The sequence below is a fragment of the Kitasatospora sp. NPDC036755 genome, assembly GCF_040636595.1.
Taxonomy (GTDB): Bacteria; Actinomycetota; Actinomycetes; order Streptomycetales; family Streptomycetaceae; genus Kitasatospora.
In genome coordinates this window covers 17707-28454 of the sequence record NZ_JBEZUT010000080.1, presented here as the reverse complement: position 1 = coordinate 28454, position 10748 = coordinate 17707, and the positions used below count along the sequence as shown (strand labels likewise).

11 protein-coding genes are annotated in these 10748 nt (G+C 74.3%); all 11 read left to right on the top strand.

Annotation, left to right across the window (positions count from 1 at the left end; all coding sequences use genetic code 11):
• Nucleotides 1-111 precede the first annotated feature (111 nt).
• The 11 genes from AB0E96_RS14930 (at nucleotide 112) to hypD (ending at nucleotide 10741) form a co-directional block, all read left to right on the top strand.
• Nucleotides 112-1899: a nickel-dependent hydrogenase large subunit gene (locus AB0E96_RS14930; RefSeq protein ID WP_359823065.1), complete on the top strand. Its 1788-nt coding sequence runs from the start codon at nucleotides 112-114 to the stop codon at nucleotides 1897-1899.
• Complete coding sequence (locus tag AB0E96_RS14925; protein ID WP_359823063.1) at nucleotides 1896-2363, top strand: thioredoxin; 468 nt, start codon at nucleotides 1896-1898, stop codon at nucleotides 2361-2363. The genes AB0E96_RS14930 and AB0E96_RS14925 overlap by 4 nt, the downstream gene beginning before the upstream one ends.
• The gene (locus tag AB0E96_RS14920; RefSeq protein WP_359823062.1) at nucleotides 2360-3007 is read left to right on the top strand and encodes a DUF5947 family protein; all 648 of its coding nucleotides are present in this window, start codon (nucleotides 2360-2362) and stop codon (nucleotides 3005-3007) included. Before AB0E96_RS14925 ends, AB0E96_RS14920 begins: the two co-directional genes overlap by 4 nt.
• Nucleotides 3004-3648: a DUF6084 family protein gene (locus AB0E96_RS14915; protein WP_359823059.1), complete on the top strand. Its 645-nt coding sequence runs from the start codon at nucleotides 3004-3006 to the stop codon at nucleotides 3646-3648. Before AB0E96_RS14920 ends, AB0E96_RS14915 begins: the two co-directional genes overlap by 4 nt.
• A complete protein-coding gene (locus AB0E96_RS14910; protein ID WP_359823057.1) occupies nucleotides 3645-5018 on the top strand; it encodes a hypothetical protein in 1374 nt (457 codons plus the stop codon). The genes AB0E96_RS14915 and AB0E96_RS14910 overlap by 4 nt, the downstream gene beginning before the upstream one ends.
• Complete coding sequence (locus AB0E96_RS14905) at nucleotides 5015-5524, top strand: hydrogenase maturation protease (protein ID WP_359823055.1); 510 nt, start codon at nucleotides 5015-5017, stop codon at nucleotides 5522-5524. Before AB0E96_RS14910 ends, AB0E96_RS14905 begins: the two co-directional genes overlap by 4 nt.
• A 219-nt stretch (nucleotides 5525-5743) precedes the next feature.
• Entirely contained in the window at nucleotides 5744-6124 is a 381-nt protein-coding gene (locus tag AB0E96_RS14900) for a hydrogenase maturation nickel metallochaperone HypA (protein WP_359823052.1), read from the top strand.
• Between the two features lie 5 nt (nucleotides 6125-6129).
• Complete coding sequence (hypB, locus tag AB0E96_RS14895; RefSeq protein ID WP_359823049.1) at nucleotides 6130-6957, top strand: hydrogenase nickel incorporation protein HypB; 828 nt, start codon at nucleotides 6130-6132, stop codon at nucleotides 6955-6957.
• Complete coding sequence (gene hypF / locus AB0E96_RS14890; protein WP_359823047.1) at nucleotides 6954-9266, top strand: carbamoyltransferase HypF; 2313 nt, start codon at nucleotides 6954-6956, stop codon at nucleotides 9264-9266. The genes hypB and hypF overlap by 4 nt, the downstream gene beginning before the upstream one ends.
• 6 nt (nucleotides 9267-9272) lie before the next feature.
• Entirely contained in the window at nucleotides 9273-9566 is a 294-nt protein-coding gene (locus tag AB0E96_RS14885; RefSeq protein WP_359823045.1) for a HypC/HybG/HupF family hydrogenase formation chaperone, read from the top strand.
• Entirely contained in the window at nucleotides 9563-10741 is a 1179-nt protein-coding gene (gene hypD / locus AB0E96_RS14880) for a hydrogenase formation protein HypD (RefSeq protein WP_359823043.1), read from the top strand. Before AB0E96_RS14885 ends, hypD begins: the two co-directional genes overlap by 4 nt.
• Nucleotides 10742-10748 lie beyond the last annotated feature (7 nt).

The window sequence follows — 10748 nt, the reverse complement described above, 5'->3', positions numbered from 1 at the left end:
ACTGCAGCACGGTGTCCAGCAGCAGCCGCAGCCGCATGTCCTCGACGCTGCGCCCCTCCCGGGCCGCCCCCGTCCCCCTGCCCCCGCTCAGAGAAGGACACGACAGAGACGATGGCAACACCCACCACCAGAGCGGCCGGCGACGGCAGCGGCCTGACCGAGATGTCCTGGGATCCGATCACCCGGATCGTGGGCAGCCTGGGCATCCACACGAAGATCGACTTCAAGCGGAAGCGGGTCGCGGAGTGCTACAGCACCTCGTCGGTCTTCCGCGGCTACAGCGTGTTCATGCGCGGCAAGGACCCGCGCGACGCCCACTTCATCACCAGCCGGATCTGCGGGATCTGCGGCGACAACCACGCCACCTGCTCCGTCTACACCCAGAACATGGCGTACGGGGTGAAGCCCCCGCACCTCGGGGAGTGGATCATCAACCTCGGCGAGGCCGCCGAGTACATGTTCGACCACAACATCTTCCAGGAGAACCTGGTCGGGGTCGACTACTGCGAGAAGATGGTCCGCGAGACCAACCCCGGCGTCCTGGAGCAGGCCGAACGCACCGAGGCCCCGCACGCCGGCGACCACGGGTACAGGACCATCGCCGACATCATGCGCTCGCTCAACCCGATCGAGGGCGAGTTCTACCGCGAGGCGCTCCAGGTCAGCCGGTACACCCGGGAGATGTTCTGCCTGATGGAGGGCCGCCACGTGCACCCCTCCACGCTCTACCCGGGCGGCGTCGGCACCGTCGCCACGGTGCAGCTGTTCACCGACTACCTGACCCGGCTGATGCGCTACGTCGAGTTCATGAAGAAGGTCGTGCCGCTGCACGACGACCTCTTCGACTTCTTCTACCAGGCCCTGCCCGGCTACGAGGAGGTCGGCCGGCGCCGCGTCCTGCTCGGCTGCTGGGGCAGCCTCAACGACCCCGACCACTGCGACTTCACCTACCGCAACATGACGGACTGGGGCCGGCGGATGTTCGTCACCCCCGGCGTCGTCGTGGACGGCAAGCTCGTCACCAACGACCTGACACAGATCAACCTGGGCATCCGCATCCTGCTCGGCAGCTCCTACTACGAGGACTGGCAGGGCAAGGACCTGTTCGTCACCCACGACCCGCTGGGCAACCCCGTCGACCCCCGGCACCCGTGGAACCAGCACACCATCCCCGCCCCGCAGAAGCGGAACTTCGACGACAAGTACAGCTGGGTGATGTCCCCGCGCTGGTTCGACGGCAAGGACCACCTCGCCCTGGACACCGGCGGCGGCCCGATCGCCCGCCTCTGGTCCACCGCCCTGTCCGGGCTGGTCGACATCGGCTACGTCAAGGCCACCGGCCACAGCGTGCTGATCAACCTGCCCCGCTCGATGACCAAGCCCGAGGTCACCTTCGAGTGGAAGATCCCGCAGTGGAGCAACGCCATCGAGCGCAACCGCGCCCGCACCTACTTCCAGGCGTACGCGGCCGCCGCCGCCCTGCACTTCGCCGAGAAGGCGCTCGACGAGGTCCGGGCCGGGCGCAGCCAGACCTGGGAGCGCTTCGAGGTGCCGGACGAGTCGATCGGCTGCGGCTTCACCGAGGCCGTGCGCGGCGTGCTCTCGCACCACATGGTGATCCGCGACGGCAAGATCGCCAACTACCACCCGTACCCGCCCACCCCGTGGAACGCCAGCGTCCGGGACAGCTACGGCACGCCGGGCCCGTACGAGGACGCGGTGCAGAACACCCCGATCTTCGAGGAGAACTCCCCGGAGAACTTCAAGGGCATCGACATCATGCGCGCGGTGCGCAGCTTCGACCCCTGTCTGCCCTGCGGCGTGCACATGTACGTCGGCGGCGGGCGCACCGTGCAGACCATGCACGTGCCCACCGGCCTGAGCGGGCTCACCGCATGACGGCCGAGCAGACCGGGCAGCGGATCCAGCAGGCCCTGGACGCCCTGGCCGACAGCGGCGCCGAGCAGGCGGGCGAGCAACTCGTCCGGGAGCTCATGGAGTTCTACGGCCAGGGCCTGGCCAGGATGGTCCCGGCACTGCCCCCGCCCGCGCTGGACCGGATGCTGGACGACCCGGCCGTGGCCGGGCTGCTGCTCCTGCACGACCTGCACCCCGAGGACCTGCCCGCCCGGATCGACCGGGCGCTGGCCGCCCTGCCCGAGCGGGTCGAGGTGACCGGCTTCGAGCCGGCCACCGGCGTGCTGCGGCTGCGCCGCACGGGCGGCGGCTGCGGCTGCGGCGAGCAGGAGGTGGCGGCCGCCCTCGCCTGCCACGCGCCCGAGGTGACGGACGTGGAGCTGGAGCGCGCCCCGCAGCTGCTCCAGATCGGTACCCGCCCGCAGCGGACCGTGGAGGCGCGATGAACAGCCGCCGGATCTCCCGGGACGGGACGGCCCTGCTGCACCGGCTGCGCGAGCCGGCCCCGCCGCGCCCCGAGCAGTGCGCCCTGTGCGGCCGCGACCTGCCCGCCGGCCACCGCCACCTGGTGGACGTCGAGGAGCGCGCCCTGGCCTGCGCCTGCACCGCCTGCGGGCTGCTGTTCCGGCAGCCGGGCGCGGCCGGCGGCCGCTACCGCGCCGTGCCGGACCGCTACCTCGCCGACCCGGCGGGCGAGTTGGACCAGCAGGCCTGGTCGGCGCTGGGCATCCCGGTCGGCACCGCCTTCCTGTTCCGCAACACCGCGCTGGACCAGTTGCTCGCCTTCTACCCCGGCCCGGCCGGCGCCACCGAGAGCGAGCTGGACGAGGCGGCCTGGCAGCGCGCCCTCGGCGGCAGCCGGCTGGCCGAGGCCCTGGAACCGGACGTGGAGGCGCTGCTGCTGCGCCGCTCCGAGGACGGCGTGGTGTGCTTCCTGGTGCCGATCGACGTCTGCTACGAGCTGGTCGGGCGGCTGCGGCGGTGCTGGCACGGCTTCGACGGCGGCGCCGAGGCGCGGGCCGAACTCGACGCGTTCTTCGCCCGGCTGGCCGAGCGGGCCCGCCCGCTGCCCGCGGAGGTGACGGTGTGACGGCGCTCGGCTTCGCCTGCACCGGCGTGCGCTCCGACCCGTACGCGGCCGGCCCGACCCTGGTCTTCCGGCTGCGGATCACGGCCCCGGCCGACGTCCGGGTGCACGCCCTCGCCCTGCACTGCCAGCTGCGGATCGAACCGGGCCGCCGGCCGTACGGGAACGAGGAGGGCGAGCGGCTCGGCGACCTCTTCGGCGGGCGGGAGCGGTGGGCGACCACGCTCAACCCGATCCAGTTCGCCACCGTGCCGCTGCTGGTGCCCGGCTTCACCGGCGAGACCGAGATCGACCTCGCGGTGCCGTGCACCTACGACCAGGAGGTGGCCTCGGCCCGCTACTTCCGGGCGCTGGACGGCGGTGAGGTGCCGCTGCTGCTGCTCTTCTCCGGCACCGCGTTCGCCGGGCCCGGCGGCTTCCAGGTCAGCCCGGTGCCCTGGGACCGGGAGGCCCGGGTGCGGATGCCGGCCGCCGTCTGGCGGGAGGCGATCGACCGGCACTTCCCCGGCAGCGGCTGGCTGCGGCTGCCGGAGGAGGTCATGGAGGAACTGCTGGCCTACCGATCCCGGCGGGCCCTGACCTCCTGGGAGGCCACCGTGCGCGAGCTGCTCACGGCGGCGGCGGTCGAGGGGACGGTCCGGTGAGCGGCTTCCCCGAGCGGATCGAGCGCGGCTTCGCGGCCGCCCGGCAGATCGCCGACGCGGTGCTGCTGGAGGGCTACGTGCTCTACCCCTACCGCGCCTCGGCGGCCAAGAACCGGCTGCGCTGGCAGTTCGGCGTCCTGGTGCCGCCCGAGTACACCGCGCAGGGCGGCGAGCACTCCCACCAGCGCACCGAGTGCGTGACGGAGGCGCGCGACGGGGACCGGCTGGCGGTCGAGCTGCGCTTCCTGCGGGTCCAGCGGCGCACCGTCGAGAAGGCCACCGCCGCCGGCTTCGAGTCCGTGGAACGGCTGGAGCTGGCCGACCGGGACCTCGTCGAGTGGGACGAGGGCGCCGAGGAGCGGATCGAACTCCTGCTCCCGGTCGAGGAGTTGGCCGGTGCGGGGGTGCAGCGGACGTTCCGGCTGCCGGGCGTCGGCGAGACCGGGCTGGTGCACGAGGACGGCGTCGTCGTCGGCCGGCTGGTGCGGCGGCGCGAACAGGTCGACGGCCTGGTCCGGCTGCGGGCCGAGGACCTGCCCGGCCCGTACCGGGCGCAGCGGCTGACCGTGGAGGTGGAGAACACCTCCGACTGGCGGCCGTCCCGGCACGCCACCCGCGACCAGGCGCTGCCGCGCTCGCTGGTCTCCGCCCACCTGCTGCTCGGGCTGGAGCACGGCCGCTTCCTGTCCGTCACCGACCCGCCCGAATGGGCCCGCCCGGCGGTCGAGCGGTGCCGCAACGAGCGCACCTGGCCGGTGCTGGCCGGGCCGGAGGGTGAGCGCGGGGTGCTGCTCTCCTCGCCGATCATCCTGGAGGACCACCCGAGGGTCGCCCCGGAGAGCCTCGGCACGCTGTACGACGCCACCGAGATCGACGAGATCCTGGCGCTGCGGACGGCGGCCCTGACCGAGGAGGAGAAGCGGGAGGCCCGGGGCACCGACGAACGCGCCGGCGCCGTGATCGAGCTGGCCGACTCCATGCCGCCCGAGGTGCTGGAGCGGCTGCACGGGGCGATCCGCGGGCTGCGCGAGGTCACCGGCGGCGGCGCCGCCGAAGGGGGTGAACAGCCGTGGTGGGACCCTGGCAACGACCCGGGCGTCGACCCCGAGCGGGACCGGGTGCTGGTCGACGGCCGCGAGGTGGGCGCCGGCAGCCGGGTGCTGCTGCGGCCCGGCCGCCGGCGCACCGACGCCCAGGACCTCTTCCTGGACGGCCGGACCGGCCTCGTGGAGGCGGTGCTGCACGACCTCGACGGCTCGGTGCACCTGGCCGTCACGGTGGAGGACGACCCGGGTGCCGACCTCTGGCGGGCCCAGGGGCGCTTCCGGTACTTCCAGCCGGACGAGGTCACGCCGCTGGAGGGTCCGTGACGAGCCGTACGGTACTGGTCGCCGGGGTGGGCAACATCTTCCTCGGCGACGACGGCTTCGGGGTCGAGACCGTCCGGCGGCTGTCCGCCCACCCGCTGCCGGACGGCGTCGAACTGGTCGACGTCGGCGTACGCGGCGTGGACCTGGCGTACCGGCTGCTCGACGGCTACCGCACCGCCGTCCTGGTGGACGCCACCTGCCGCGGCGGCGAGCCCGGCACCGTCTACCTGATCGAGGCGGACGCCGGGCAGCCGCTGGAACCGCCGGTCCTGGACGGCCACCGGATGGGACCGGACGCCGTACTGGCGCTGCTCGCCACGCTCGCCGCCGGCACCGGCGGCGAACCGCCCGAGCGGGTCCTGGTGGTCGGCTGCGAGCCGGCCTCGCTGGAGGAGGGCATCGGGCTCAGCGAGCCCGTCACCGCCGCCGTGGCGGAGGCGGTCCGAGTGGTCCTGCGGGTCGTGGACGAGGCCGCGCAGCCGGAGAAGGAGACGACAGCATGCTGAGGAAACTGTTCTGCGCCGCCCTGCTGGTGGGGATCGGCGCGGCCGTCTGGCAGAGCCTGCCGGACATCAAGCGGTACCTGCACATCTCCCGGATGTGAGGCGCGGACTGCTGCGAACGGTGCAGCCCCGCACCCGGTGGCGGCGCGGCTTCGGGCCGACGCCGCCACCGGGCCCTGTAATGGGGCCCGTCGCCGCCGCCCGCTCCGGGAAGGGGTCTCCGTGCACGAGATGTCGATCGCCGAAGCCGTCGTCGAGCAGGTCGAGACGGCCGCGCGCGAACACGGGGCCGCCGGGGTGGCGCGGGTGCGGCTGCGGGTGGGCGAGCTGGCCGGCGTGGTGCCCGAGGCCCTCGACTTCTGCTTCGAACTGGCCTGCGCCGGAACGCCGGTGGCGGGCGCGGTGCTGGAGACCGAGCCCGTCGTGGCCCGGGCCCGCTGCACCCCCTGCGCGGTCGAGTGGGCGGTCGGGATGCCGCCGGACCTCGGCTGTCCGAGGTGCTCCGGCGGTGGCGGCGTGGAGCTGCTGTCCGGGCGTGAGCTGCAGATCCTCGACGTCGAGTGGGCCCGGCCCCAGGACGTCCGGGCCGAACAGAAAGGCTGATGCCGATGTGCCGCACGGTCGACCTCCGTCAGGCGGTCCTCGCCCGCAACGACGACAGCGCCCGCCGGCTGCGGGCGGCGCTGGAGGCGCGGGGGACGGTCGCGGTCAACCTGCTGTCCAGCCCCGGCAGCGGGAAGACCGCGCTGCTGGAGGCAGAGCTGGGGCTGGCCCGGCAGCGCGGGGTGGATGTCGCCGCGCTCACCGCCGACCTCGCCACCGAGAACGACGCCCGGCGGCTGGCCCGCTCGGGCGCCCCGGTGAAGCAGGTGCTCACCGACGGGCTCTGCCACCTGGAGGCGCGGATGCTCGCCGGGCACCTGGACGGCTGGCTGCCGCAGGACTGCCGGCTGCTGTTCGTGGAGAACGTCGGCAACCTGGTCTGCCCGGCCGCCTACGACCTCGGCGAGACGCTGCGGGTGGTGCTGGCCTCGGTGACCGAGGGCGAGGACAAGCCGCTCAAGTACCCGACGGCCTTCGGGCTGGCCAACCTGGTGCTGGTGACCAAGGCGGACCTCGCCGCGGCCGCCGAGTTCGACGAGGCCGCGTTCCTGGCCAACGTCCAGCGGGTCAACCCCGGGGTGGAGGTGCTGAACACCTCGGCCCGCACGGGCCAGGGCGTCGGGGCGCTGCTGGACCGGGCGCTGGCCGTCCTGGACGGGGCGCGGCCGCACCGGCCGGTGATGGAGGTGCCGCCGCCGCACTCGCACGCCGACGAGCACGAGCATGACCACGAACACGGCCCCGGGCATGACCACGAACACGGCCACGACCACGAGCATGACCACGGCCGCGAGCACGGCCACTGGCACTCCCCGGTGGGGGACAGCGCGTGACGGCCGGTCACCCCGGCCTCGACCGCGAGCGGCGGCGGGTCGCCGTCCGCGGCCTGGTGCAGGGGGTCGGCTTCCGCCCGTTCGTCCACACCCTGGCCGGCGAGCTCGGGCTGGCCGGCACCGTCACCAACACCGGCGAGGGCGTCCTGGTCGAGGTCGAGGGCAGCCCGGACGCCCTGGACGCCTTCTGCCGCCGGGTGGCCGGCGACGCGCCGCCGCTCGCCCAGGTGCACTCGGTGGACCACGCGCCGCTCACCGCCACCGGCGCCACCGGCTTCCGGATCGTCCCGTCCAGCCCCGGAGGCCCCCGCACCACCCTGATCCCGCCGGACACCGCGACCTGCGCCGACTGCCTCACCGAACTCGCCGACCCGGCCGACCGCCGCCACCGGCACCCCTTCATCAGCTGCACCAACTGCGGCCCCCGGCACACCATCGTCACCGGTCTGCCCTACGACCGGGCCAACACCACGATGGCCGGCTTCCCGATGTGCCCGGACTGCGCCCGGGAGTACGCCGACCCCGCCGACCGCCGCTTCCACGCCCAGCCCGTCGCCTGCCACGCCTGCGGGCCCACCCTCGCGCTGACCGTGCCCGGCCGCCCCGGACTCGGCGGGGAACGCGCCCTGACAGAGGCTCGGCGGCTACTGGCCGGGGGAGCCGTCCTCGCCGTCAAGGGCATCGGCGGCTACCACCTGGCCTGCGACGCCCGCGACCCCGCGGCCGTCGCCCTGCTGCGCCGGCGCAAGCGGCGCGGCGACAAGCCCTTCGCCGTGATGGCCCGCGACCTCGCCACCGTCGAGCGCCTGCTGCCCGTCGACCCGGTCGAGCGGGAACTGCTCACCGGGCCGGTACGGCCGATCGTCCTGCTGCGCCGCACCGGCCGGCCGCTGCCCGAGGGGGTGGCGCCGGGCAGCCCCGACCTCGGGGTGATGCTCCCGTACACGCCGCTGCACCACCTGCTGCTCGCCGCCCCCGGGCCGGACCTGCTGGTGATGACCAGCGCCAACCTCTCCGGCGAGCCGATCGTCACCGAGGACCGGGACGCGCTGGAGCGGCTCGCCCCGCTGGTCGACGGCTGGCTCACCCACGACCGGCCGATCCACGTGCCCTGCGAGGACTCGGTGGTGCGGGTGGTGGACGGCGAGCAGCTGCCGCTGCGCCGCTCGCGCGGGTACGCGCCGCTGCCGATCCCGCTGCCGGTGCCCGTCCGCCCGGCCCTGGCGGTCGGCGGCGACCTCAAGAACGTGTTCGCCCTCGCCCGGGACGGCTACGCCTGGCTGTCCGGTCACATCGGCGACATGGACGACCTGGCCACCCTGAGGGCCTTCGACCGGGCGGTCGAACAGCTCGGCACGGTCAGCGGGGTGCGGCCCGAACTGCTGGTCGCCGACCGGCACCCCGGCTACCGCTCGCTGCGGCACGCCGAGCGGACCGCCGCCGGCCGGCCGGTGCGCCGGGTGCAGCACCACCACGCCCACCTCGCCGCGGTGATGGCCGAACACGGCCTGGACGGCGGCCGGCCGGTACTCGGGGTGGCCTTCGACGGCACCGGCTACGGCGAGGACGGCGCGATCTGGGGCGGCGAGGTGCTGCTCGCCGACTACGACGGGTTCCGCCGCCTCGCCCACCTCGAGTACGTGCCGCTGCCGGGAGGGGACGCGGCCGTGGCGCGCCCGTACCGGACAGCGCTCGCCCACCTGCGCGCGGCCGGGCTGCCCCGGACGCCCGGGCTGCCGCCGGTCGAAGCCTGCGGGGCGGGGGAACTCTCGCTGTTGGAAAGGCAGTTGGAGCGCGGTCTGAACTGTGTGCCGACCTCCAGCATGGGCCGGCTGTTCGACGCGGTGTCCTCGCTCGCCGGGATCTGCCACCGGGCCGGCTACGAGGCCCAGGCGGCGATCGAACTGGAGGCGGCGGCCTGCGGGTCCGGCCCGGCGGAGGGCTACGCCTTCGGTCTGTCGGCGCGGGCGGACGGCTGGAGCGCCGACCCCGGGCCGGTGCTGGCCGCCGTGGTGGCCGACGTGACCGCGGGCGCCCCCGCCGGGCTGGTCGCCGCGCGCTTCCACGGCGCGGTGGCGGGGCTGGTCCGGCAGGTCTGCTCGGCCGTCCGGGACCGCCACGGCACCACCACCGTGGCGCTCAGCGGCGGAGTCTTCGCCAACGCGCTGCTCTCCTCGGCCTGCGCGAGCGGCCTCGGGGAGGACGGCTTCACCGTACTGCGGCACCGCCGGGTGCCGCCCAACGACGGAGGGCTGGCGCTGGGCCAGCTGATGGTGGCCGCCCGGTCGTCGGCCACCCGGGAGGAGTGAGAGCGGATGTGCCTGGCGGTGCCCGGCAGGGTGACGGAGATCGGGGAGCGGGACGGGACCAGGATGGCGGTGATGGACTTCGGCGGCGTGGTCAAGGACGTGTGCCTGGAGTACCTGCCGGACCTGGCGGTGGGGGAGTACGCGATCGTCCACGTGGGCTTCGCGCTGCAGCGGCTGGACGAGGAGTCGGCCCGGAGCACCCTGGCCCTCTTCGAGGAACTCGGCCTGCTGCAGGAGGAGTTCGGCGATCCGTGGGAGGCCGCCGCGGTGGCCGGAGAGGCCGAGGAGGCCGGACGGTGAAGTACCTGGAGGAGTTCCGCAACCCCGAGCTGGCCGCCGGACTGATCGCCGACATCAGGGCGACGGTCACCCGGCCGTGGGCGCTGATGGAGGTCTGCGGCGGCCAGACGCACAGCATCATCCGGCATGCCATCGACCAACTGCTGCCGGAGGAAGTCGAGTTGATCCACGGGCCGGGCTGCCCGGTGTGCGTCACCCCGCTGGAGGTGATCGACCGGGCGCTGGCGATCGCGGCCCGGCCCGGAGTGGTCTTCTGCTCCTTCGGGGACATGCTGCGGGTGCCGGGAACCGACCGGGACCTGTTCCGGGTCCGCGGCGAGGGCGGCGACGTCCGGGTGGTGTACTCGCCGCTCGACGCCCTGCGGATCGCCCGGGAGAACCCGGGCAAGGAGGTGGTCTTCTTCGGCATCGGCTTCGAGACCACCGCCCCGCCGAACGCCATGGCCGTCCACCTGGCCAGGAAGCAGGGCCTGCGCAACTTCAGCATGCTGGTCTCGCACGTCCGGGTGCCTCCCGCCATCGACGCGATCATGGAGTCGCCGGACTGCCGGGTCCAGGGCTTCCTCGCCGCCGGGCACGTGTGCAGCGTGATGGGCACCGCCGAGTACCCGGCGCTGGCGGAGCGCCACCGGGTGCCGATCGTCGTCACCGGCTTCGAGCCGCTGGACATCCTGGAGGGGATCCGGCGCACCGTACGGCAGCTGGAGCACGGGGAGCACGCCGTGGACAACGCCTACCCGCGGGCCGTGCGCGCCGAGGGCAACCCGGCGGCCCGCGCCATGCTGGAGGACGTGTTCGAGGTGGCCGACCGCGCCTGGCGGGGCATCGGCGTGATCCCGCGCAGCGGGTGGCGGCTCTCGCCGCGCTACCGGGACCACGACGCCGAGCACCGCTTCGACGTCGCGGGGATCACCACCCGGGAGCCCGCCGAGTGCCGCAGCGGCGAGGTGCTCCAGGGGCTGCTGAAGCCCCACGAGTGCGAGGCCTTCGGCAGCGTCTGCACCCCGCGCACGCCGCTCGGCGCCACGATGGTGTCCAGCGAGGGGGCCTGCGCGGCGTACTACCTGTACCGGCGCCTCGGCGTGCCGGGCGTGTCCGTCCGGGCCGAGGGGCCCGGGGAAGCCCGGGCGGTCCGGGAAACCCAGCAGCCCCGGGAGGCGGGTCGCGTTGGCTGACACCGAA

Bases quoted from the DNA above. Each gene is read 5' to 3' on its own strand.
- AB0E96_RS14930 (WP_359823065.1), top strand. From the start codon at position 112: ATGGCAACACCCACCACCAGAGCGGCCGGCGACGGCAGCGGCCTGACC.
- AB0E96_RS14925 (WP_359823063.1), top strand. From the start codon at position 1,896: ATGACGGCCGAGCAGACCGGGCAGCGGATCCAGCAGGCCCTGGACGCC.
- AB0E96_RS14920 (WP_359823062.1), top strand. From the start codon at position 2,360: ATGAACAGCCGCCGGATCTCCCGGGACGGGACGGCCCTGCTGCACCGG.
- hypB (WP_359823049.1), top strand. From the start codon at position 6,130: ATGTGCCGCACGGTCGACCTCCGTCAGGCGGTCCTCGCCCGCAACGAC.
- AB0E96_RS14885 (WP_359823045.1), top strand. From the start codon at position 9,273: ATGTGCCTGGCGGTGCCCGGCAGGGTGACGGAGATCGGGGAGCGGGAC.